The organism is Paenibacillus solisilvae, assembly GCF_042656405.1.
In the GTDB taxonomy this organism is placed as follows: Bacteria; Bacillota; Bacilli; order Paenibacillales; family Paenibacillaceae; genus Paenibacillus_Z; species Paenibacillus_Z solisilvae.
On record NZ_JBHSOW010000056.1, the window covers coordinates 1 to 22032 of the forward strand.

General features: G+C 48.4%; 23 protein-coding genes and 2 tRNA genes. 17 read left to right on the forward strand and 8 right to left on the reverse strand.

Annotated elements, in window-relative coordinates:
• On the forward strand, positions 1-1711 hold a 1711-nt coding region (locus tag ACFPYJ_RS15115; RefSeq protein ID WP_379188983.1), incomplete at its 5' end, for an ATP-binding protein.
• Positions 1712-1733: 22 nt separating this feature from the next.
• Here the strand turns inward: ACFPYJ_RS15115 and ACFPYJ_RS15120 are convergent.
• Positions 1734-2777 (reverse strand): YkvI family membrane protein, encoded by a 1044-nt coding sequence (locus tag ACFPYJ_RS15120; RefSeq protein ID WP_379188984.1) that lies wholly within the window; start codon positions 2775-2777, stop codon positions 1734-1736.
• A 160-nt stretch (positions 2778-2937) separates the two neighbouring features.
• Here ACFPYJ_RS15120 and ACFPYJ_RS15125 point away from each other — a divergent pair, with 160 nt between their 5' ends.
• Positions 2938-4230 (forward strand): ArsB/NhaD family transporter, encoded by a 1293-nt coding sequence (locus ACFPYJ_RS15125; protein ID WP_379188985.1) that lies wholly within the window; start codon positions 2938-2940, stop codon positions 4228-4230.
• On the opposite strand, the gene ACFPYJ_RS15130 is transcribed toward ACFPYJ_RS15125, so the two are convergent.
• Complete coding sequence (locus tag ACFPYJ_RS15130; protein WP_379188986.1) at positions 4204-4926, reverse strand: hypothetical protein; 723 nt, start codon at positions 4924-4926, stop codon at positions 4204-4206. The genes ACFPYJ_RS15125 and ACFPYJ_RS15130 overlap by 27 nt on opposite strands.
• Before the next feature lie 217 nt (positions 4927-5143).
• On the opposite strand from ACFPYJ_RS15130, the gene ACFPYJ_RS15135 reads away from it, so the two are divergent.
• From ACFPYJ_RS15135 to ACFPYJ_RS15155, 5 genes are all read left to right on the forward strand, one after another.
• Positions 5144-5713: a xanthine phosphoribosyltransferase gene (locus ACFPYJ_RS15135; RefSeq protein WP_379188987.1), complete on the forward strand. Its 570-nt coding sequence runs from the start codon at positions 5144-5146 to the stop codon at positions 5711-5713.
• Positions 5714-5805: 92 nt separating this feature from the next.
• Entirely contained in the window at positions 5806-6126 is a 321-nt protein-coding gene (locus tag ACFPYJ_RS15140; RefSeq protein WP_379188988.1) for a hypothetical protein, read from the forward strand.
• A 110-nt stretch (positions 6127-6236) separates the two neighbouring features.
• Positions 6237-6455, forward strand: a complete 219-nt coding sequence (locus ACFPYJ_RS15145) for a hypothetical protein (protein ID WP_379188989.1) — start codon at positions 6237-6239, stop codon at positions 6453-6455.
• A gap of 91 nt (positions 6456-6546) precedes the next feature.
• A complete protein-coding gene (locus ACFPYJ_RS15150) occupies positions 6547-6888 on the forward strand; it encodes a TFIIB-type zinc ribbon-containing protein (RefSeq protein ID WP_379188990.1) in 342 nt (113 codons plus the stop codon).
• A gap of 243 nt (positions 6889-7131) precedes the next feature.
• Positions 7132-7218: transfer RNA gene (locus ACFPYJ_RS15155), tRNA-Leu, on the forward strand.
• A 160-nt stretch (positions 7219-7378) separates the two neighbouring features.
• On the opposite strand, the gene ACFPYJ_RS15160 is transcribed toward ACFPYJ_RS15155, so the two are convergent.
• The 4 genes from ACFPYJ_RS15160 to ACFPYJ_RS15175 are packed head-to-tail and all read right to left on the reverse strand — an operon-like array spanning position 7379 to position 10808.
• Entirely contained in the window at positions 7379-8074 is a 696-nt protein-coding gene (locus ACFPYJ_RS15160) for an ABC transporter permease (protein ID WP_379188991.1), read from the reverse strand.
• A 12-nt stretch (positions 8075-8086) separates the two neighbouring features.
• Positions 8087-8986, reverse strand: coding sequence for a glycine betaine ABC transporter substrate-binding protein (locus tag ACFPYJ_RS15165; protein WP_379188992.1), 900 nt, complete (start codon positions 8984-8986; stop codon positions 8087-8089).
• 15 nt (positions 8987-9001) lie between these two features.
• Entirely contained in the window at positions 9002-9661 is a 660-nt protein-coding gene (locus tag ACFPYJ_RS15170; RefSeq protein WP_379188993.1) for an ABC transporter permease, read from the reverse strand.
• 4 nt (positions 9662-9665) lie between these two features.
• Positions 9666-10808: an ABC transporter ATP-binding protein gene (locus tag ACFPYJ_RS15175; protein ID WP_379188994.1), complete on the reverse strand. Its 1143-nt coding sequence runs from the start codon at positions 10806-10808 to the stop codon at positions 9666-9668.
• A gap of 272 nt (positions 10809-11080) precedes the next feature.
• Between ACFPYJ_RS15175 and ACFPYJ_RS15180 the strand changes: the two genes are divergently transcribed.
• From ACFPYJ_RS15180 to ACFPYJ_RS15205, 6 genes are all read left to right on the forward strand, one after another.
• Positions 11081-11167 (forward strand) — tRNA-Leu (locus ACFPYJ_RS15180).
• A gap of 270 nt (positions 11168-11437) precedes the next feature.
• Positions 11438-12283 carry a class I fructose-bisphosphate aldolase gene (locus ACFPYJ_RS15185; protein ID WP_379188995.1) on the forward strand — a complete coding sequence of 282 codons (846 nt, stop codon included), beginning with the start codon at positions 11438-11440 and terminating at the stop codon, positions 12281-12283.
• A complete protein-coding gene (locus tag ACFPYJ_RS15190) occupies positions 12280-13443 on the forward strand; it encodes a Gfo/Idh/MocA family protein (RefSeq protein ID WP_379188996.1) in 1164 nt (387 codons plus the stop codon). The genes ACFPYJ_RS15185 and ACFPYJ_RS15190 overlap by 4 nt, the downstream gene beginning before the upstream one ends.
• Positions 13440-14657, forward strand: coding sequence for a carbohydrate kinase family protein (locus ACFPYJ_RS15195; RefSeq protein WP_379188997.1), 1218 nt, complete (start codon positions 13440-13442; stop codon positions 14655-14657). Before ACFPYJ_RS15190 ends, ACFPYJ_RS15195 begins: the two co-directional genes overlap by 4 nt.
• Before the next feature lie 41 nt (positions 14658-14698).
• Entirely contained in the window at positions 14699-15259 is a 561-nt protein-coding gene (locus ACFPYJ_RS15200; RefSeq protein ID WP_379188998.1) for a D-lyxose/D-mannose family sugar isomerase, read from the forward strand.
• A 106-nt stretch (positions 15260-15365) separates the two neighbouring features.
• The gene (locus ACFPYJ_RS15205) at positions 15366-16136 is read left to right on the forward strand and encodes a DeoR/GlpR family DNA-binding transcription regulator (protein WP_379188999.1); all 771 of its coding nucleotides are present in this window, start codon (positions 15366-15368) and stop codon (positions 16134-16136) included.
• 70 nt (positions 16137-16206) lie between these two features.
• Here the strand turns inward: ACFPYJ_RS15205 and ACFPYJ_RS15210 are convergent, their stop codons facing one another.
• Entirely contained in the window at positions 16207-17445 is a 1239-nt protein-coding gene (locus ACFPYJ_RS15210) for a right-handed parallel beta-helix repeat-containing protein (protein WP_379189000.1), read from the reverse strand.
• Positions 17446-17671: 226 nt separating this feature from the next.
• On the opposite strand from ACFPYJ_RS15210, the gene ACFPYJ_RS15215 reads away from it, so the two are divergent.
• From ACFPYJ_RS15215 to ACFPYJ_RS15230, 4 genes are all read left to right on the forward strand, one after another.
• Positions 17672-18355, forward strand: coding sequence for an NAD-dependent epimerase/dehydratase family protein (locus tag ACFPYJ_RS15215; protein WP_379189041.1), 684 nt, complete (start codon positions 17672-17674; stop codon positions 18353-18355).
• Positions 18356-18553: 198 nt separating this feature from the next.
• Positions 18554-19774 (forward strand): aspartate aminotransferase family protein, encoded by a 1221-nt coding sequence (locus ACFPYJ_RS15220; RefSeq protein WP_379189001.1) that lies wholly within the window; start codon positions 18554-18556, stop codon positions 19772-19774.
• A gap of 117 nt (positions 19775-19891) precedes the next feature.
• A complete protein-coding gene (locus tag ACFPYJ_RS15225; RefSeq protein ID WP_379189002.1) occupies positions 19892-20308 on the forward strand; it encodes an exosporium protein C in 417 nt (138 codons plus the stop codon).
• A 114-nt stretch (positions 20309-20422) separates the two neighbouring features.
• Positions 20423-21253 (forward strand): divergent polysaccharide deacetylase family protein, encoded by an 831-nt coding sequence (locus ACFPYJ_RS15230; protein WP_379189004.1) that lies wholly within the window; start codon positions 20423-20425, stop codon positions 21251-21253.
• On the opposite strand, the gene ACFPYJ_RS15235 is transcribed toward ACFPYJ_RS15230, so the two are convergent.
• Positions 21221-22009, reverse strand: a complete 789-nt coding sequence (locus ACFPYJ_RS15235) for an N-acetylmuramoyl-L-alanine amidase family protein (protein WP_379189006.1) — start codon at positions 22007-22009, stop codon at positions 21221-21223. The two genes, ACFPYJ_RS15230 and ACFPYJ_RS15235, sit on opposite strands and share 33 nt — an antisense overlap.
• Positions 22010-22032: the final 23 nt, after the last annotated feature.

Genomic DNA, 22032 nt, shown 5'->3' on the forward strand with positions numbered 1-22032 from the left:
GCCGCTGGCCGCGGAGCGCGCTGCGCCCGCCGCCGCAGCGGCTGGCGCTGCAACGGCGCGGCTGGCCGCCGCAGAGCGCCGCGTCGCGGCCGCACTTGCCTCGCTGGTGCGCGAGCCAAGTGCGGCGCTCGCCGCGCTGCTTGCAAACCAAACGGCAGCCGACAATTCCGGCAGCCGTCATCCCGGCTACGCCGGACACAGCCGCGGCGATAGCTTCGCGGCGGCCCGCGCCTACGCGGAAGAAGCAGCGGCTGCCTCCGCCGCAGGCGCTCGGCTGTCCAGCGCGAAGCTGTCCAGCCGAGCGGACATGCCAAGCACAGCTGTGCTGCTCGAGCGGCTGCGAGTCTCAATCGATGCACGCCTTGATGAGCTGCGCAGCAGCGAACATGACACGCAGCGGCGAAAGGAGCTGTCACGCCGGCGAGCCCGCTTGCAGGCGCAGGAGCAGTTCCAGCGGCAGGCGGCAGAAACAGCCGCGAGGCAGGTTTTCACAATCGCTGATGAATGGCGCGATTGGCTCATAAACCGATCGCTTCCGCCTGAACTTTCACCGGAAGCGGCTATGGAGACCTTTGATTTGGCCGAGCAAGCCATGCTCCGGCTCCAAACGCTTGATCGCATCACGGCTAAAGCGGCTGCGCTGGATTTGGAGCTGGCAGCTTTTGAAACGGCTGCTGATCATTTAGCGGATGCCTTTCCTGCCATTGCCAAGACGGCAGCCGGCGATTCTGCGATTGCACTCCGTTTATTGCATAACGAAGCCATCCGTCACGCAGAGATCAATAAACAGCTGGGTGATCTGCATAACAAATATACGGAGTACGACCTTAAACGAGCTGAGCTTGAAACCCAATTTGGACGGTTAATGCTCCAGCAGGAGCAATGGTTCTTAGCCTCTGAAGCAGCCGGCGAATTGCAGCTGCTCGAAATATTGGCTAAATCTGAGCGGTTTCATCAGATTGAGAGCGAGCTGTATAAACGCAATGCAGAGCTGACTGCAGGACTGACAGAGGAACAGCTCCAGATCATTGAAGATTGGTTTGCCGAATCAGATGCTCAGCAGCTGGAGGCTATGAGAGCAGGGGCGGATGAAGAATGGACCAACCAGGAAAAAAGAAAAAGTGAGCTGCTGGAGAAGAGCGGACGGCTGCAGCAGCAGCTGGAGCTTCTTCTTCGGGATAGAGACCGGCAGCAGTTAACAGCAGAACGTGAAAAAACTGCAGCTGCGCTTGAACAGTTAATTGAACGATACGCTGTGCTTGCCATGAGCATGTCCCTGATTGGGCGTACCAAAAGAGTGATGGAAGAAGAGCGTCAGCCTGCTGTCATTCGGGAAGCATCCCGCTTTATGGCACTGCTTTCAGAGGGGAAGTATAGGCGAATTGCTGTTCCGGAAGGCGAACAGACCATTCTGCTGGAGATGGCAGATGGCCGGTTGGTGGACAGTCCATTTTTGAGCAGAGGAACAGCAGAGCAGCTCTATCTAGCCATGAGATTCGCTCTTGCGGATGAAGCGTCAGCAGCTGTCGAACTCCCAATGATCTTAGACGACTTATTCGTTAACTTTGATAAACAAAGACTGGAGGCCGCCGTACAAGTAATAGCCGAGCTCTCCGGCCGGAGGCAAATCATTATGCTCACCTGCCACGACCATGTGCGGGATCTCATGATGGACAAATTGCCGAATGCCCAGCTGGTCAGACTCGCTTAGCCTTTGAAAATTGCAGCAATCTTTAGCGCCCTCTTAGCGGAGGGCGCTGCCAGATCAGCAGGGCAAGCCAGCCGAGGCTGAAGAGGCCGAATAAAGGATAGAGGGTGGCAAGGAGTTTGCCGAAGCCGATCTGGCTGGCTAAATAACAGGCAATGAGCACGCAAACCGTTAGCAGGGTCCGTGACATTTTTAACCTTTCCTGCAGCTGGAGCGTCAGTCCGTAGACATCTGCGATGAGCGTCGTGAAGATTTCAGCGAAAATGAGGAAAATGTACAGCCACTGCACGCTGCTGCCCAGCTGGCGGGCGATTCCGCCCATTGGAATGGCGAATTGTTGGATGCCGGGCATGTAGACAGATAGAGCAATATGGCCGGCGAGCAGCATGAAGCCGATTCCGATCCCGCCTACCCAAGCGCCATAAACAATGCTTTTCCGGTCCTTCATTTCAGCCCCCAACGGAACGAGCACCGCCTGGGACATGGATAGATTAAATGCGGCGTACAAGAATGGCGAAGCCCATGCAGCTATGGGGGAATAATCGCTGGATAACAGCAGCCACCTGCTTGCGCCTGGTGTTTTTATCGTATCGATGATGATGAGCACCGTGAAGAAAAGCATCGTGGGAACAACGATCGAATTTACGGTCAGAATGGCATTCATTCCTTTGCGGAGCAGGAAGAAGCAGGCAACAATCGTAATGAGCAGACCAGACTGATACGTAACATTCCAATTCTCGTAAAAAATCGATCCGGCACCGGCTAACATAACCGCAGTAACTCCAAACAGGACGACCAGCATAAAATGACTGACCCATCGGCCGAATTGGTCACCGAACAGAACCTTGTTGACGTCCTCGTATGATTTGGCTTTCACTTCGTTGGCGATGAGCATCATTTTCGCTCCAAGCCAAACAAACATGATCGTCGACAGAATGATGGTGAGTGCTCCCCAATAACCGAAACGGGTAAAAAACTGCAAGATTTCTTGTCCGGTTGCAAATCCCGCACCGACTACGGTTCCCATATAAGTAAAAGCGATTTGCAGTACTGTTCCTAGTCTTTTCATCGTTTATTAGCCTGCCTTTCCTTCACATACATAGATAACCGTAGGAGAACAATTGTTTCACGATCCTCATAGGGGACGTGATACGCCTATACTTTACCAAGGTATGTCCAAACGGGGACAGGCATGACTCTTTTAAGCAGAAAGCAGTTGATTCTCCTCTATGTCGATGTGCATAACGATCTTTGTGTTTTTATCAGCTTTAGTTTTCATTCTACTTAAACCCAAAGGGATCAATGAGGCTTGGGTCGCTTTAGCTGGAGCCGGCATTCTATTTGCCGCACAGCTTCTCTTGCTGGAGGATGCTGCTTATATATGGGGATTTGTTTGGAATGCCACCTTTTCTTTAATCGGTATTATGTTATTTACCTCCATGCTTGAACAGAATGGATTCTTCCGCTGGGCAGCGCTGCACATCGTCAACCGGTTTCATCATCGTCAGCTCCGGCTGTTGATCGGATTATCGATGCTGGCGGCTTGTATAACGGTTTTCTTCAACAATGACGGGACGATTCTCATCATGGTTCCGATCGTGCTTGAGGTTACCGCACTGCTCAAGCTGACCCGTACTGCTAGAGTAGCCTTCCTGCTGGGAATCGGAATCATGGCTGACACGGCCAGCGCACCGCTTATGATGAGTAATCTGACGAATATTTTGACATCGGATTTCTTTGATATCTCATTTGGGGAATATGCTAGAAACATGCTTATGCCGGGAATTGCCGCCATATTCGCGACCGTGTTTGTTACAGCGGGCTTTTTCGGGCGAAGAATCCGGATGGAGGAGAGGAGGGAAGAAGCGCCTGCTGCGTTTCCTGCCGCTGTCTCGGTAATTGCTGATAAACGTTTATTCTGGTTATCGTGGATTGTTATCGCTATGATGATGACAGGATATTTGTTATCGGGAACGCTTGGCGTTCCGGTAGCTTTTATCGCCCTCAGCGGTGCAGCTGTACAATGGGCAGCAGGCGCGCTGTTCGGGCATGTCAATACGAGGCAGACCTTTTTCGGCGCGCCTTGGCTCATTGTTGTATTTGCATTGTCTATGAATCTTATTGTGTACAGCCTATATTTGCATGGGGCAGTGGATTGGTTTCCAAATCTATTGAGTCCCGTGGCATCCGGCGATGCTTTCACGGGTATAATCGGTTCGGGGGTTATATTCTCCCTGCTGGCGGCAGCAGTCAATAATTTACCGGCAGTGCTGGTTTCCTCACTTGCGATCGATCAAGTGAACGGTCCGGCTTATCTGCCATATACCAGCTTATTAGGCACAGCCGTCGGTGCAAAACTCACCCCGATCGGCTCCTTAGCAACACTATTATGGCTTCAGCTGCTGCGTAAAGGCGGCATTCATATGTCGTGGCGGGAGTATATGAAATATGGTCTATTGCTTACATTCCCGATCTTAATCTGTTCTTTGATTACGTTATGGTTTTTCGGAATTCAAAAATAACTTAATCGAAATAATTTCATTGTTATCCGGATCCAGATCCAGCTTGAGCAATGAATTCGTTGCTTGATATGTGAGCACACTTGTTGTATGCGTATCCGGCTTGCCAAGCGCTTTAACCGCTGCGGTTTCATTATCGCCAACGCGAAGACCATTCAAATCAGTGACGCATTTTCGATCGAAAACTTCAATAAATTTCACCTTTTTGTTTTTGCCAAAGCCGACTGAGAAGGTTACATACTCATTAATGGTCAATGTTTCGTCCTCGTCATCATACGTATAGGAATCGGAAGGTTTGCCGAGCTTGGTTTCGATAATGGCTTTTGAATCATCAATTGCTATACCATGCAGCTTGGGAGCTTTAGAATCCCATTGTTTCTCTTCCTTCGCTGCTTGCGAAGAAGGTGTTTTGTTTGCAGCTGTCGTTGATTCTGTTTGGGCATCGGGTGCGCTTGCTTTCGTATCGTCAGCCACGGCATTCACCACGGGGACTTCTCCTCCGATACTATCCTTGTTGTCGAAAGATTTCTGCGGACTGTTGCTCACATGATCAGAGACGGCTGTGGCTTGATTAGGTTTAGGTTGATAGGTACTGTTTTCTGCATTTGAATAGGGCAATGATATTTGGCAGCCGGAGATCATCACTGCAGCTGCTGTGATAATCGCGTATCGTAGAGGTTTCACTGGTAAAGGTTTCAAGCTGAATACACCTCCGAGTAATAGGTATGAGATTATATCGGCAGTCCATTAATGCATTCATTATGATATTACACCTCAAGTACCTAATTAGACGCAGTTATTGGGAAAAAGTTGCAGAGCATTATCTTATTGCCAGACGTTTTTAGGTGTCAGGTTGCGAAGTTGTACCTGTGTATGGTACGTTAAATTGAAAAGGGTTTACGTGGAGGGAAAGCGAATGGAACTGTTAAAAGAACGCATTCTGCGTGAGGCTTCGGTTACGAATAATGATGTTCTGAAGCTGGATGCACTGCTCAATCATCAGGTCGATCCGCTGCTTACGATGGAAATGGGCAAAGAGTTTGCAAGATTGTATGCTGAACAGCCAATAACAAAGGTAATTACCATTGAATCATCCGGAATACCGGTGGCATTTGCAACTGCGATTGCACTGGGTGTTCCCTTATTATTCGCAAGACGCAAGAAGACGCTGATAGCTGATCCGGATTCGTATTGTGAGAGAGTGCCTTCCTTTACAAAAGGGATCGTAACTGATATTATGGTTTCCCGTCAGTTTTTATCACCAGACGATCATGTATTGTTCATTGATGATATTATTGCGAATGGTGATGCAGCTCGCGGTCTTATCAAAATTATTGAACGTTCTGGCGCTGCTCTTGCCGGACTTGGTGTTGTTATTGAAAAATCATTCCAGGCAGGCGCAAGAACCATACGTGAACAGGGCATTCAAGTGGAGTCTTTAGTCAAAATTGCATCGCTTGAAGACGGCAAAATTCGCTTCGAATAGCCGCTCTGGAGAAAGTTCCATAAACAGCACCTATTCGACGATCGTGTTTTGAATTATAATATTCATAAGTGACCGAGGGGAGGCACAAGAATATGGGAAATATATCTGCGGAATTCTTAGTAACCAAGTTGTCTGACGCCAAAAATCATTTTGAGAGAGCACTTGACTGCAAGCATACAGAATTCGATGACTTGTATCCCTATATGATCGAGCATCCGCAATTTTTCTGGTACAAACGTTATGTTGCTTGGTCAGAGCTGCTCACAATTGTGAAGCTGTCCGAAGAGCTCGAGATGGATTGGAAGCAGCAGTTTACTCAGAAGCAGGGCGAATATATTACAAGCCGGGTCATGTCCTCACGCGTACTGGACGAGTGGTATGAAACGAATGATTCCAAAGAACATGTCAGCTAGATCATAAATTTAAGAAGGATACAATTGAACCTCAATGGTGCTGTTGAATGCGTCATTGAGGTTTTTTATCTATTATTAAATACATAGAGAAAAATAGGAGGCGGCATCAGGTGGTTTCAGAAGAACAGTTGGATTCTTACCGGGTGGAAGGAACGAAAATCCGGGTGGTCAGAGACGGTATAGAAACGAATGACGTGATTGGTATCGTCGTTGCCTGGGATGAAGAAAGTGTTGTCGTGCGCAAAGTGAGCCGTAAAGTTGTGAAGCTGAGCAGATCCTATCACTATGAACCTGCTTCAGTGCCGAGAACAAATATCATCGATGAATGAAATTAATGAAACAATCAGGACCGTTTAACCGTAGAACATATTACAGTGCTTATTTACCATACGTAATGATTGCGAATGGAGGAAATGTACAATGAAATGTCCGGTTTGCGAAAATGTCCGAATGCGGGAAGTTGAGAAAGATAACGTATTGATCGACGTGTGCCCTGATTGTAAAGGAATGTGGCTCGATCGCGGTGAGTTAGACAAGCTTATGCTTGGCATGCGCGAGCTTCGTGACGAATATGAACGAATGGAGCAGCATGCCAGCGGAAACTCTACGTATCGAAGGAGCTCTTCGACGCAGTTTCAGCAGCCTGAACAGAGCTATTCCGATATCGGCAAGGGTTACACGCATGGCGGTCATGATAAGCAGTCCAAGCCATATAGGAAGAAAAAAACGATGTTTGACGTTTTTGGCGATTTGTTTGATTGAAGGTTGATAACCTGCAGGGATCGTAATCTCTGCAGGTTATTAATAATAGAAGAACGCATTATTTCTTAGTTTGATTGTTCGATTCAGGAAACTCACAACTCCGCCAAGGGCTGGTATCAGACGCTATTCTCACTGCTGAAATGTTAGAAAATTTAGACTTTGGGAATACAGCTTGACTTCCTATTTTCACAATGTTAATATGAGAAACGTTCTGCAGATCAGATGCAGAACATACTGCCAGATGCGGTCGTGGCGGAATTGGCAGACGCGCTAGATTCAGGTTCTAGTGGTGTAACAGCCGTGGAGGTTCGAGTCCTCTCGACCGCACCAACTTTATGAACTAGGAAGCCTCGCTAAGCAAGGCTTTTTTTGTTTTTACAGGTTTATTCATGAGGCTCTTTGGTGGAATACATATTAGGCAAGCAAAACAAAGCTCCCCGGTCAAACTAGGGGAGCTTTGTTGATTCCACAGGATAGTTAGACGGATTAACTATCCTTGTGCCTTAGGCGTTGGAGGAAGGATATTTTTGGAACGTCTTCCTTCAACCTTCAGCCTTCGCTGAAGAAAGCCCAGTACGATATCGGCGGCAATCGCAAGCAGCGCAGCGGGTATTGCTCCCGCAAAGATGCGCAGCGAGTTGCCGTTATTGATTCCCGCATAGATTTCTCGGCCAAGGCCGCTTCCGCCTACGAGCGGGGCGATCGTTGCAACCCCGATCGCAATAACGGCGGAAATTCTTAACCCGGTCATGATAAAGGTCAAGGCGAGCGGGAAGCGTACGTGGAATAACAGCTGCATTTGGCTCATGCCTACGCCGCGCCCAGCTTCAACATAACTGGGACTGATCTGCTGCAGTCCAATGTAGGTGTTGCGAACAATTGGATTAAGCGAATAGAGAAACAGTCCTATGGTAACTGTAGTAGACCCAAGTCCCATGATGAGTAAAAGTAATACCAGCATTGCTAAGCTCGGGACAACCTGCAGGATATTCATGACAGCCAGGATTATGCGAGCCAGAGCTCGATTACGTGTACAAAGCGCTCCTAGAGGAACGCCAACCACGAAAGCAATCCCGACACCGGTGAGCACCATCATGATATGCTGATACAGATATCCCCATAACATTCCGGAGTTTCGATGCACATAATCAATGAAATCCCAAAACGTCAAATCTGGTCCAGTCATTCGTATTCCTCCCTACGGTTTAAGTAAGCCAACCCGCTTTAAGTAGGCGAGGGCGACTTCACGTTCACTCTTTTTCTCGATGTCGACTTCATAGTTCAGGTCAATCATCGTTTGTTCATTGATCGTTCCGATCAGCACCGAAATGGCTTCTACCGCGCCTGGGAACTTCTTGGCGGCATCATTGCGGATAACCGGCGAAGCGTCATAAGGAGGGAAGAAATGCTTGTCATCCTTCAATGTTTTCAGGTTATACGCTTTTAGACGGGAGTCGGTCGAGTATGCAAGTACAATATCGACTTGATTCTGGGCAACCGCGTTATAGACCAGACTTAATTCCATCGGAAATGTCTTGCCGAAGGTGATTCCGTAAAATTTAGAGAATGCGGGGTATCCATCAGACGGGCGCTCAAGCCATGACGTGTCAACGCCAAGACGCATGTTAGGTGCATCGGGTTTAATATCAGATATATTCTCATATCCTTTGGCTTTGGCAAGATCCTCCCGCACGGTAAAGGCATAGGTGTTCTCAAAGCCTAATGGATCCATCCAATTGAGATCGTAATATTTATTAAAACCTTCCTGTGCTTGCGCGAGCACTTTCTTCCGATCCTTTGTATTCTGAATCGGAAAATGGTTATTGAAGATTTCGCCGGAGTAGAGTGTCCCCATCTGAAGATCATTTCGTTTGATGGCTTGAAGGACGACTGGACTTGAAGCCAGATCCGGAATGATCTCCACCTGAATATCAGTCTTTTCCTCGATCAGTGCTTTGTACATTTCAGCCAATATTTTGGTTTCGGTAAAGGTTTGTGCGCCAATTATGAATGTATTGCCCGTGCCGCAGGCGCTGAGTATAATCAGCATTACACTCATACCAAGCACCGCGATAGATTGGGTCAGCTTTGCAATCATCAGTTTCCTCCATATTTAAATCGTCATTCTCTTTGCCCCGCCAAACCGGCCGGTTAACCATCTCTCAAGTATGCCAAGCAGTAAATCCACGATTAAAGCAAGTAGAATGGAACCAAGGGCTCCGGTAATGATAAGCTCAGGCTTGTTAACGGCCATCCCTGACACGATCAATTGGCCTAGACCTCCCGCCCCGATTAAGGTAGCAAGTGTTGCCCAGCTGATGATATAGACCATTGTCACTCTTACTCCCGACATGATATAAGGAAGCGAGAGAGGGAGCTGGATGAGCAGGACACGCTGCATCGTTCCATATCCCATGCCTCTGGCGGATTCGAGAACGTTTCGGTCTACGGACTCAAAGCCGTCATACGTATTGCGAAGGATCGGCATTATGGTGTACAGAAGCAAGGCGAGAACAGCCGGCTTCGTTCCGATTCCCATTAGCGGGATGAGTACAGCCAGAAGTGCCAGGCTTGGCACGGTCTGCAGTAGGTTGGCAGCGAAGAATACGATGCTGTTGACCCATCGAATCTGGTTGTAAACCAGCGTAATTCCGAGCGGGACAGCGATGATTGTACCTAGAACGATCGCTGTGAGTGAAATGGCTAAATGTTGACCCAGAGCATTCAGAATGTCCGAGTAGCGTTCCTGCAAAAAATCAAAATAGGCAAGCAATTCGTTAAACCTCCTCTGTAAGGACAGGAAAGACCTCGGCCAGATGCCGAACGACGCTTCCCCTTGTAATAAGTCCGACGAGTCGGTTCTGATCGTCGATTACTGCCAGATTAGACAGCTGATTCTGGCTCATGATCTCCACAGACTCAGAAAGCAGGGAGCCGCTCCGAACGGAAAAGCTAACGGGCCGCATAACATCAGCCACCGTAATATTTTCTTCACCATAATGCTCTAGAACGTTATAGATGGATACGATTCCTTTAAGGAGCCTTTGGCGGTCAATGATAAACAGCGTATCAACCTTGCGGCGCTCCATAATGGTAATCGCTTCAGCCAGCCCTTTGTTGGGAAAAGCCGTTACGGGCTGGGTGACCATGACCTCATTTACGGTCGGGCTGTCATATTGGTTATCTTCCTGATGCAGACGTTTCTGACCGATAAAGGACTCTACAAATTCGTTTACAGGATGCCGCAATATTCGCTCAGGTGTGTCGCTTTGCACGACCTCACCGCTTTTCATCAGTACGATTCGGTCGGCAATTTTGAGTGCCTCATCCATATCATGCGTCACAAAAATAATGGTTTTATGAAGCTCCTGCTGCAGCCGGACAATCTCGTCCTGCAGCTGCTCGCGGCTAATCGGGTCCAGAGCGCTGAATGGCTCGTCCATAAGAATGATATCCGGATCCGCTGCGAAAGCACGGATAACGCCGATTCGCTGCTGCTGGCCGCCGCTGAGCTCTGACGGGTAGCGGTCCCGGTATGTTTCAGGCTCCAGCCCGACAAGATTCAACAGCTCATCAACACGGCTTTCGATCCGGCTCGTTTTCCATTTTTTCAAACGGGGCACAACTCCGACGTTTCTTCCAATTGTCATATGGGGGAACAAGCCTATACTTTGAATGACATAACCAATACCGCGGCGGAGCTCTACAGGGTCAATGTCACGTGTATCTTTGCCGTTGATTAATATCGAACCGCTGGTCGGAGTGACGAGGTGGTTGATCATTTTCATCGTTGTCGATTTTCCACAGCCGCTCGGGCCAATCAGGACGGTTAGTTCGCCCTGCTTGAATTCAAGATTAATATTCTTTAACGCTTGATAACCATCTGCATAAACCTTATTAACGTTGTTCATTACAATCATGTAGGTGTCAGTCCTTTTTGTCATACTATTTCCAATTTTGTTATTTTAATCACAGGATAACGAAAATGGATGCATTTGATGAGTGGGGAGAATGAGGCAACTTTTAAGCTTAACCACATCCGTAACGGTTTTAAACATGGGAAATAGTGGATAATCAAAATGCAGAGAAATTATCCAGTCAAATTGGTTGACTTCTAGACAGCTTCTGTGATATATTATTTTTCGTTGCTTCATCAATATGTTTAGCAAAAACAGGAAGCATACTGCCAGATGCGGTCGTGGCGGAATTGGCAGACGCGCTAGATTCAGGTTCTAGTGGTGTAACAGCCGTGGAGGTTCGAGTCCTCTCGACCGCACCAAATTTTAAATCCGAGAAGCCTTGCTTGCAAAGGCTTCTTTTTTGTTTGTCATCGTTTTCCGGCTCCAATGAATAGAAGAAGATGCTCCCTCAAAAACCGCCTCTTGTTTCATCCACAACGTGGTTTATCCCGCTATTCCTCAATCAAACTCGTTCAGGTAATTAGGCAAATAAGGTTCTTTCTCAACTTTATGGATTGCAATGTTATTTCTATCTATGATAATGTTATAAACGAACATTATTATGTTATAAATAAAGGAGCTGCGCTGTTATGTCTACGAAAGCTCGGTTGAACCGCATGTTTAGCGTTCAAGGTAAATGCTTTGATGTTGCTATCGATCACGGTTTTTTCAATGAATTTTCTTTTCTGTCCGGTATTGAGAATATGAGAAGCGCTATTGATACGGTTGTTAAGGCTGGTCCTGACTGCATTCAGTTAAGTGCAGGCGAGGCGCGGCTGCTCCAGGAAATTCCAGGCAAGCAAAAGCCGGGGCTGGTGCTGAGAACTGACGCGGCCAACATTTATGGAACCGAATTACCGAAATATCTATTTAGCGAGTTAATTGACCGGGCCATCGAACAAGCCGTTCGCTTGGATGCCGTCGCTGTCTGTGTGAATCTGCTGCTGCTTCCGGCTCAACCGGAATTGCATCATCAATGTGTGCGGAATATAACACTCCTAAAGTCTGAATGCGAGAAGTACGGAATGCCGCTTATGGTAGAGCCGCTGGTGATGCTCGCGAATGAGCTTAAGGGCGGTTATATGACGGATGGCGACATTCAGAAAATCATGGCACTCGTTCGTCAAGGGGTAGAGCTGGGTGCGGATGTGATCAAGGCGGATCCGTCGGATGATGTGAACGAATATCACCGCGTGATCGAGGTTGCGTCCGGTGTTCCCGTTCTCGTACGAGGCGGCGGCCGCGCAAGCGATGAGGAGATTATGCACCGAACGGAAAATTTAATGAAGCAGGGCGCCTCCGGTATTGTATATGGGCGCAACGTGATTCAGCATCCCAATCCGGGAGCTATGACTTCGGCACTTATGGCTATCGTCCATGAAGATGCTTCTGCAGAGCAGGCATTAGCGATTTTGAAGGGGGCAGAGGTCAAGTGAAGAAGGTCATTCGATTCGGACTCATCGGCTGCGGGCTTATGGGCAGGGAGTTTGCAAGCGCAGCTGCCCGTTGGTGCCATCTGACAGACGTGGATTTCGAGCCTCAGATTGTGGCCGTGTGCGATGCCAACGAGTCAGCGGCGCAGTGGTTTCAAGATAATGTCCCGAGTGTGACACAAGCTTATATGGATTATAGAGATTTGCTGTCCGACCCTGATGTGGAAGCCATTTATTGCGCGGTTCCTCACAACCTGCACGAACAGATCTATATCGATATTATTAATGCCGGCAAGCATCTGCTGGGTGAGAAGCCGTTTGGTATCGACCGAAAGGCGAATGAAGCCATAGCAGAAGCGGTAAGAAGAAATCCGCATGTCATCGTCCGCAGTTCCTCGGAATTCCCGTTTTTTCCGGGTGCTCAGCAGATTGTGAAGTGGGTGAATGAAGGCAGGTTTGGGCGGATTATCGAAGTGGAGGCCGGCTTCTGGCACTCCAGCGATCTCGATCCGACGAAGCCGATCAATTGGAAACGACGTATTGACACCAATGGGGAATATGGCTGCATGGGCGATCTCGGGCTGCATGTACTCCACCTGCCGCTGCGCTTTGGATGGAAGCCTGCTAACGTACGCGCCCTTCTCTCGAAGATCGTGGAAGAGCGTCCCGACGGAAGGGGAGGCACTGCACCGTGCGAGACCTGGGACAATGCGATTCTTGCTTGTGAAGTGAAGACCGAAGATCAGCAATTCCCGATGGTATTGTCGACCAAGAGGATTGCTCCAGGCCATGCCAATACCTGGTTTATCCGCATTCAAGGGACAGCGTTCTCCGCGGAGTTTACCACGAAGAACCCGAAGCAGGTTTCATCACTGCCTTACGTTGCTGGCGGACAACAAGCTTGGCATATCGTAGACGCGCCATATAAATCCGCATACGGGACGATAACGGGAGCGATCTTCGAATTCGGATTCTCTGATTCCATCCTGCAGATGTGGGCTGCATTCTGCGACGAATTGGTGCACGGTACTCAGGAAATGACGCAGCCATTCACCTGCGCCACACCCGAAGAAGCGCTTGACAGCCATCGACTCTTTACCGCAGCGCTGGAATCGCATCGAACAGGCACAACGGCGATTGTGGACTGTGGGGCTTTGGCGTGAGCGGCGCTCTGCAAGCGGCTGCGGCCGATATCGTGATCGCAGGACATATTTGTCTGGACATTATTCCAAAGATTCACGGAAACAATCAAGCAGCCGGACTCGGGGAGCTTCTTGTTCCCGGTAAACTGCTTGATGTCGGTGCAGCAGTGCTAGCTACGGGCGGTGCAGTCTCTAATACGGGGTTGGCCTTATACCGGCTTGGATTTCCGGTCAAGCTCATGGGCAAGATCGGGGATGATCTATTCGGCGGCCTGATCTTAAGCATCTTGAAGGGTCATGGGGAAGAGCTTGCCGGCAGCATGATCACAGCTGCGGAAGGGAGCAGCTCTTATACGATAGTCATCAATCCGCCGGGCATCGACCGGATTTTCCTGCACTGTACCGGAGTGAACGACAGTTTTGCTTCAGAGGATGTAACGGTGGAGTCTTTGCAGGGGGCAAAGCTGTTTCATTTTGGTTATCCGCCTCTGATGCGAAGAATGTATGAGGATGGAGGAGCCGAGCTCGAGACGTTATTAACAAAGGTTAAAGCTCAGGGGCTGACCGTTTCGCTGGATATGGCACGCCCGGATCCGCAGTCCCAGGCGGGACAGGCGGACTGGAGAGGCATTCTTGCCCGCGTCCTGCCCTCTGTTGATGTATTCTTACCCAGCTTCGAGGAGATTCTGTATATGCTCCAGCCTGACACCTATCGAGAGCTGTCAGAGCTTCATGGGACGTCCGAGCTGCTTGCATTTGCAAACGGTTCCATACTCGGATCGCTTTCTGAGGAGCTGCTGGACATGGGCGCGGCAATGGTAGGCTTAAAGCTTGGTGAGTATGGTTTTTATCTGCGGACGACAGGTAAGCGGGAGCGGCTTATCGCGATGGGGCCGTGTGCGCCGAATGAGGATAACTTGTCAGCCTGGCAGGACAGAGAGTTGCTGGCTCCCTGCTTTCAGGTTGAAGTCATCGGTACGACGGGAGCTGGAGACTGCACGATTGCAGGTTTCCTCGGCGGCTTGTCGAAGGGGCTTGCGGTTGAGGAAGTGCTGCTGGGAGCGGTAGGCACCGGTGCCTGCTGCGTTGAGAAGGCGGATGCGGTAAGCGGCATCCGGAGCTGGTCCGATGTGCAGGAACGAATCCACTCGGATTGGGAGCACAGTAATAGAAGCGTTCCGCTTCCCGGCTGGACGTATGGGATTCGTCAAGGAATATGGGAGTTAAAGCGCTGACTTATTCATCAATCATCTACTTAAGCAAAGGGGAATTGTGAATGCTATTGCGAAGCGAGGTAAAGCAGGCACAGGAGCGGACGTTGGAGCTGTTCGCCCGCGCAGGCATCGTACTAACGGCCGAAGAACAAAGCAGTATTGAGGTAGCGGGATTTGGACTGGGGAATTTGGAAGAGCAAGGACTTGAACTGATTACCTATGTTAATACGGATCGTTACTGCGCTAAGGAACTTGTTCTATTTCCGGGACAAACCTGTCCGGAGCATCTTCATCCCTCTGTAAACGGAGAGCCTGGCAAAATGGAAACGTTCCGCTGCCGCTGGGGCAGTGTGTATCTTTACGTTGAAGGTGAAGCGACTAACCAAATCCAGGCGGTGGCCCCCGTTCAGAGCAAAGACAGCTATACGGTGTATCACGAGATTATTTTGAATCCGGGTGAGCAGTATACCATCCCGCCTGGCACCAAGCACTGGTTTCAGGGAGGACTGGAAGGGGCTGTAGTATCCGAATTCTCCAGCACTAGCCGGGATGAGCTGGATATCTTTACGGATAAGGCAATCGTGCGGATCCCAATCATCATTGAGGATAAGGAAAACGAGTAAGCCTCGTTGTATATCGGCTGGCAGCGACATTGGTGTTGATCACAGCCAAGCATTCGAGCGATAATAGAGGGATTATGTGCAAGTTACTGCCGGGAGGCCGCAAGGAATGAGACGTAATGTCCATATTCAACTGAATTCAAGACAACAGCAAATGTTAGACCGCATCGCTTCGGATGGAGAAGTTCGGATCGCAGACTTGAGAGAGTCCTTTCCGGTGACGGAGATGACGATTCGGCGCGATTTGGAGAAGCTTGAAGAAGCGGGTTCAATCAAGCGTACATTTGGAGGTGCAATCTTCGTAGGGCAGGATGTCGCGCTGAAGGAACGTTCTGTCATTTTGATGGAAGAGAAGATGAGGATTGGCCGGAAGGCCGCCGCGTTTATACAACCCGGAGACTCCGTATTTATTGACGGAGGAACGACGACCCTGCAGGTAGCGAGGTTCCTGTCCCCGGGGATGAAGATTACCGTCGTAACCAACGCTCTGAACGTAGCGGCAGAGCTGGCTGCCAAACAAATTCCAACCATGATGACAGGCGGCATGCTGCTGGAGGCCACACATTCTTTGGTAGGGCCTGTCGCGGCCCAAACCTTGGCGGGAATGGCTTTTGACCATGTTTTTCTTGGCGCAACGGGTGTTAATATCGAACATGGATTCAGCAACTCCAATATCTATGAAGCAGAAATCAAACAGATCGCTATAAGGCAGTCCGCTGAAACCACGATCGTACTGGATCATACCAAATTTGGAGCAAAGGTGCTCGTCTCCTTCGCTTCGTTATCAGGCGTGCAGAGAATGGTGACAGACAGATTGCCGGAACAGATACTGTATCAGGCATGTATGGACACAGGCGTTGCAGTGGAAATTGCAGATTGATAATCTGAGCAAGATGGAGAACTGCAGAAGGAGAGACTCCTTCTGCAGTTGTAATAAGGCTGGGGTTTATCTAGGAGTCGCTTTTTTTAACAAATAGATTATCAATAAACTTATTATTATTGAATTCAAGATTGCTCTTAATCGAAACGCCTCCTGTCATTAGGAGTCCTCCTTCTTCAATCGTGTTGCCTTGAACAAGATGACCGCTTCCGATTTTAATAAGAATTCCGCCAGTTCCGGCTTGATTGCGAGGCTTAATGACCGTGTTATTAATAATTCTTATATTGTTGCTGGTTAATTGACCGTTTCTCCCCGGATCTCCAGGTCGAATGGCAATATTAAATTGATTGTTATAGGCGTTGTTATTGTCAATCGTACATGAATCCGAGCCATTTTTAATATCAATTCCGTAATAAAAGCCTGTAATTGTATTATTATTAATGGTGCTGTTTTTTTCTTTTTCCAACGTAATGCCCTGTTGACCCGATTCCTCAGTCCGATTTTCAATAATCGTACAATTGGTCACCGTATTATTCTTTCCTCCGCCATAAAGCGATAAATGCCCATCACCGGAATTTCTTATCGTACAGGAATCGATCAGCGAATTGCTGGATAGAAAATTAATGATACCCGAGCCTTTGTTGAACTCCGAAGTCACATTTCGTAGGGTACTAAACTGCGATTTATAAATATTGATTCCCTGCGAAAAGTTTTTGAGATACATTCCATCTATGGAACAGTGATCGCATTCTTGAATTAATACGCCCACTCTTGACGTATATATTCCATCTGCAGGAAGTGTATCCCCTTTTAAAGAGCCGCCTTTCAGAGAGACATTTGATGTCTTATAGATCCAGAAAACGCCGTATTGATCTTTCGTTTGTGTCTGGAAGACAGCGCCTTGCATAATAATTGTGGCGGGTTTGGTAATTTTAAAAGCAGAGTAACTGGTACCGTACCCGGTGCTGACTTTATTCGCCATATTCTTACTCACTTTATAAACGCCTGGAGGAATGATGACGGTACCGCCTTTATCTACATCATTTAACGCTGCTTGAATGGCCTGGGTGTCATCATGAAGGCCGTCACCCTTGGCATTGAAATCAGTCTTGACATTAACCGTATTCGATGCCTGATGTAAGGTTTGATCTGTTCGATTGAATATGTACATATACGATACGGCACTTAGTATGCTGAATACGATTGCCGTCACAATCCATGGTACCGTCATCTTGTGTGACTTCCCATTCCATTGATTGCCGTTTTCCTTTCCTGTTAATGCAATCCGTTTCTCAACAATAAACTCCATAATCATAGCCTCCCAAGTTAGTAAATCCTGCTGAAGTTATAATCGACATTTTCCGCCTTTTTTACAGTAAATACGAAAAATGAATCAAAAGAATCAGAATACCGGTACTATAGACCCCTTTTACCTTAAAAAGCAGCTGTAGCTGATGGTAAAAGCTAGGCTTAAGAGGGGCTTGTCCCTTCATACCGTTACGATCTCATTAGGGGAAGTAGGAGAATAATTGACGCTGCAGTCGAATGTATCAAAACCTCTTATCAGAGTAATTATTACAGGTGCGACCGGCATGGTTGGTGAAGGTGTCCTGCATGAATGTCTCAGCCATTCGGATGTCGAGCAGGTCTTAGTCATCAACCGGAAGCCATGCGGAGTGTCACATCCGAAATTAATAGAAATATTGCAGCCGGATTTCTTTGATTTATCTGCGATTGCCTCTCAATTAACTTCTTACAATGCCTGTTTTTTCTGTTTGGGCGTTTCATCTGTTGGGATGAAGGAAGCGGATTATGCGCGGTTGACATATGATCTAACGATGCATATGGCAAACCTGCTCGCAGAGTTGAATCCTGACATGGTGTTCTGTTATGTATCCGGGAGCGGAACAGACAGCACGGAGAAGGGGAAAAGCATGTGGGCGCGCGTGAAGGGAAGGACAGAAAACGAGTTATTGCAGCTTCCTTTCAAAAGAGCCTATATGTTCCGTCCGGGCTATATTCACCCAACACCGGGGCTCAGTAACACCCACCGTTATTATAAAGCTTTATCTTGGATGTATCCCATGCTGAAGGTTCTTCTGCCCAAACATGTTATTACCCTGAAAGAACTTGGTCTCGCGATGATACATACGGTTACCGGGGGTTATAAGGATAACATCCTGGAGAGCAAAGATATCGTTAAACTAGCGAAGACATAACAAAAGACGAAGATCCCGGTTCTTGAGCCGGGATCTTCGTCTATATGAAAGGGCAGATCTCCGTCAACCGATTCAAGCCTGTTATCTGAGACGAATCCTGGCGAACAATAATCAGATAAAGATTGAAAATTTCTTTTGATTCATGTAATGTATAAAAATACAGATATATGAATATATATTAATGCATGAGGTGATGGAATGAGTTTGCACGGTCAACTATCAACCCTGGCAACTTCTGACTTGCTCATACAAGCGAAGAAGTCAACGCTGCATACGGCCATACGTCCGGATATTATAATGGAGCGGGGATCCGGGCTTTACGTATGGGATACTGAAGGCAAAGCCTATCTCGATTTTATTGGGGGATGGGCGGTGAATGCATTAGGACATTCTCCTGCAGTCATCAGCGAAGCCTTGAATGAGCAGGCTGCCCGGCTGGTGAATTCCAGCCCGTCATTTTACAATAAACCGATGGTGGAGTTTGCGCGTCTGCTGACGGAAATTACCTGCTTTGATAAAGTTTTCTTTACTTCAAGCGGTGCCGAAGCCAATGAAAGTGCCATAAAACTGGCCAGAAAACACGGATCAAAAAATCTTGGCAGCGCTTATGAAATCATAACGTTAGTCAACGGCTTCCATGGGCGTACACTCGCTGCAATGTCGGCGACTGGAAAAAAACAGTGGCAGCTGCTGTTTGAACCGAAAGTTTCTGGTTTTAAGCATGTCCCAATTAATGATGCAGAGGCGCTTAACCATGCGATAAATGAAAACACTTGTGCCGTTATGCTGGAGCTAGTGCAGGGGGAGGGCGGCGTTCATTCCGTCGATGCAGATTACCTGAAGCTGGTGCGCAAAGCCTGCGACGATCACGGACTTATGCTAATAATCGATGAGATCCAAACAGGAATCGGAAGAACGGGAAAGATGTTCGCCTATGAGCATTATGGCATTCTAGCGGATGTAATGACATTAGGCAAGGGGATCGGGGGCGGGTTTCCGCTGGCGGCTATGCTGACAACGGAAACTTTTGATATCTTTGATGCGGGGGATCAAGGAGGGACATATTCGGGTCAGCCGCTGGCGATGGCGGTTGGATTAGCTGTTGTGAATGAAGTGATTCAGCGCAATCTGCCCCTGCACGCAGAGATCCAAGGAGAATATATACAAGAGAGGCTGCACCAAATATCGCCGATCTTCCAATTAAGCCGTATCCGCGGCAAGGGACTGCTGCTTGCATTTGACCTTCCGTCGGATAAAGGGGCCGAGCTGGTTGCTGAATGCTTGAAGGAAGGGCTGCTGATCAATTCGCCAAACCCGAACACAATCCGTTTAATGCCGCCTCTAGTTGTAACGAAGGATGAAATTGATCAAATGATTCTGCTGCTATGCCACGCTTTAAACAGAGTTCTGACTAACTAGCATCTTCTTTCGTTTCTAATTTCAGTGAAATCATATAATTCGGTTAACTCGTCCACACCGAAGCATTGCTATTTTCATAGAATGCAGTATTCGGTAGGAAAGGAGTTGAATCGAATTATGACAAAAGTATTGAATTACAATGTAAGTGTGCCTGCAGTGGTGACAGATGCTGTAGCTATCGTAGTACCTCAAACCCCTGCTAAAGTCATTTTGGCAGAGCTTGGCATCTTCATACTTCCAGAAGCTGCAAACAATAATCGTGTAGAATTAAAAGCGACTGTCGGCTGGAAAGGAACATTAGGTACAGGAAGTGTTCTGTTCCGTGTATTCCGCGACAACCAAGAAATTTACTATGCACGTGAAGGGTTCGAATCTAGCTTCGAGCAATTTTATTTGACAACGCTTCAAGTCATTGATATCAATGCTGCGCCTGGTGCTCATGGTTACTCGTTGTATATTGAAAAATTGACTGCTGGAGCAGCTGCAACCGTTATCGGTCCAATTAACCTGAGTGCAACTGTGTACGAAGTTTAATGAAGAGGAAGAAGAAGAAGGAGGAATGTCCTTCTTCTTTTTTTATGGTCTACATATTTTGACGGCTGCTCACAAACAATGAGGGTAACTCATTTAGAGAGAAGGCGAGCAGCTATGAAGCGAATGCTTCAGATTGGAATGGCAGTATTAATGACGGCAGGGCTATGGCCAAGCAGTACGTGGGGTACCGAGCTGAATCGTGGAGCTGCAGGCCATGGACAAGATCCGGGCTCCAAAGCACCTAGTAAACAGCTGGCGGTCGTTATTGATGACTTTGGCAATTCCATGACCGGAACCTCTGAGATGATGCAGCTTCCGATCCACATTACTGCTGCTGTCATGCCGTTCATGCCGACAACGAAGCAGGATGCGGAGCTGGCGCATAAGCTTGGACATGATGTGATCATCCATATGCCGATGGAGCCGAACCGCGGGAAGCCGGAATGGCTGGGACCGGGTGCTATTATGACGAATCTTAGCGATGAAGAAATCCGCAGCCGTGTGGAGGCTGCAATCCAGGAAGTGCCTTACGCAATCGGCATGAATAATCATATGGGTTCGAAAGTAACGGCTGATGAGCGCGTGATGCGGATCGTGTTGTCCGTAGTTAGAGCGCATGGCATGTTCTTTCTGGACAGCCGGACCACATTCAAGACGGTCATTCCTAAGCTGAGCGCAGAGCTTGGCGTTCCGCTGTTGTCCAATGAAATATTCCTTGACGATGTCTATACGATGGAGCATATCACCAAGCAAGTAGGTGTAGCCAAGCGGCACCTGGATTCGCATGAAACTTGTGTCGTCATCGGTCATGTTGGTCCTCCGGGAAAGAAAACAGCGGCAGTTTTAAAGGATTCCATCCCGCGGATGCTGCAAAATACCAGTTTCGTACGATTGTCGGAGATGCTTATTCCCTCAGCGGAGAAGGATATAATTCCTCACCCCTGAGGCAATAGCATCGGCAATTTTGGCTTGTTCACGGGGATCGGTAAGCATCTGGCGGTCTCCGGCATGGCTGATGTAACCCATCTCTACAATGACGGCAGGCTGCTTAACGACGTTGAGCAGGTAGAACGGTTTGCCGATTCGGGGCATTTGGCGCGTTCTTTGTCCGCGGTTCAGCGTATCCTGAATGCAAAAGGCGAGAAAGGCGCTCTCCCCTTCATTCTGATGAAGCACGAGAGGGCCTCTTGCTGTGCTGTCCGCCGCCCAATTTACATGCAGGCTGACGACGATTTGCGTCTGAATTTCCTTAGTGAGCTGGCTGCGCTGCGACAGATCACGCTGATGCCTGGAATGGCTTCTATGCCAGCGGTTGTCGTCGCTTAGCGCATAATCTCCATTTCGGTTTAGGATGGTGCGGATTCCGCTGGCCCGCAGCTTTGTGTAAAGCTTTTTGGATACGGCCAGATTAATGTCCTTCTCCAGCAGATTCTCATGATGCGCGCCGCCGTCAATGCCGCCATGACCAACATCGATCAGAACCTCAGCTGTAGGCAGGGCCCGCTGATATTGGGGAGGCAGAAGGATGGACTGATCCTGATCATAGGTGGCGTGCTGCTTATGGACAGAAGGTTCATTGTGATCTGCTGGAGCTGCATGAATGAACGGAGCAAATCCGAATGCAGCAAGAGAAACTGTCAACATGAGTGCAGCCGCTGAAATCGTCATTAGGCACCGATTTGATTTTATGTGGAATTTCATGCTGATGTATGCCCTCCAATACC

Bases quoted from the DNA above. Each gene is read 5' to 3' on its own strand.
- ACFPYJ_RS15120 (WP_379188984.1), bottom strand. From the start codon at position 2,777: ATGAAAAGACTAGGAACAGTACTGCAAATCGCTTTTACTTATATGGGA.
- ACFPYJ_RS15125 (WP_379188985.1), top strand. From the start codon at position 2,938: ATGTCGATGTGCATAACGATCTTTGTGTTTTTATCAGCTTTAGTTTTC.
- ACFPYJ_RS15135 (WP_379188987.1), top strand. From the start codon at position 5,144: ATGGAACTGTTAAAAGAACGCATTCTGCGTGAGGCTTCGGTTACGAAT.
- ACFPYJ_RS15140 (WP_379188988.1), top strand. From the start codon at position 5,806: ATGGGAAATATATCTGCGGAATTCTTAGTAACCAAGTTGTCTGACGCC.
- ACFPYJ_RS15150 (WP_379188990.1), top strand. From the start codon at position 6,547: ATGAAATGTCCGGTTTGCGAAAATGTCCGAATGCGGGAAGTTGAGAAA.
- ACFPYJ_RS15160 (WP_379188991.1), bottom strand. From the start codon at position 8,074: ATGACTGGACCAGATTTGACGTTTTGGGATTTCATTGATTATGTGCAT.
- ACFPYJ_RS15165 (WP_379188992.1), bottom strand. From the start codon at position 8,986: ATGATTGCAAAGCTGACCCAATCTATCGCGGTGCTTGGTATGAGTGTA.
- ACFPYJ_RS15175 (WP_379188994.1), bottom strand. From the start codon at position 10,808: ATGATTGTAATGAACAACGTTAATAAGGTTTATGCAGATGGTTATCAA.
- ACFPYJ_RS15185 (WP_379188995.1), top strand. From the start codon at position 11,438: ATGTCTACGAAAGCTCGGTTGAACCGCATGTTTAGCGTTCAAGGTAAA.
- ACFPYJ_RS15200 (WP_379188998.1), top strand. From the start codon at position 14,699: ATGCTATTGCGAAGCGAGGTAAAGCAGGCACAGGAGCGGACGTTGGAG.
- ACFPYJ_RS15205 (WP_379188999.1), top strand. From the start codon at position 15,366: ATGAGACGTAATGTCCATATTCAACTGAATTCAAGACAACAGCAAATG.
- ACFPYJ_RS15210 (WP_379189000.1), bottom strand. From the start codon at position 17,445: ATGGAGTTTATTGTTGAGAAACGGATTGCATTAACAGGAAAGGAAAAC.
- ACFPYJ_RS15220 (WP_379189001.1), top strand. From the start codon at position 18,554: ATGAGTTTGCACGGTCAACTATCAACCCTGGCAACTTCTGACTTGCTC.
- ACFPYJ_RS15225 (WP_379189002.1), top strand. From the start codon at position 19,892: ATGACAAAAGTATTGAATTACAATGTAAGTGTGCCTGCAGTGGTGACA.
- ACFPYJ_RS15230 (WP_379189004.1), top strand. From the start codon at position 20,423: ATGAAGCGAATGCTTCAGATTGGAATGGCAGTATTAATGACGGCAGGG.
- ACFPYJ_RS15235 (WP_379189006.1), bottom strand. From the start codon at position 22,009: ATGAAATTCCACATAAAATCAAATCGGTGCCTAATGACGATTTCAGCG.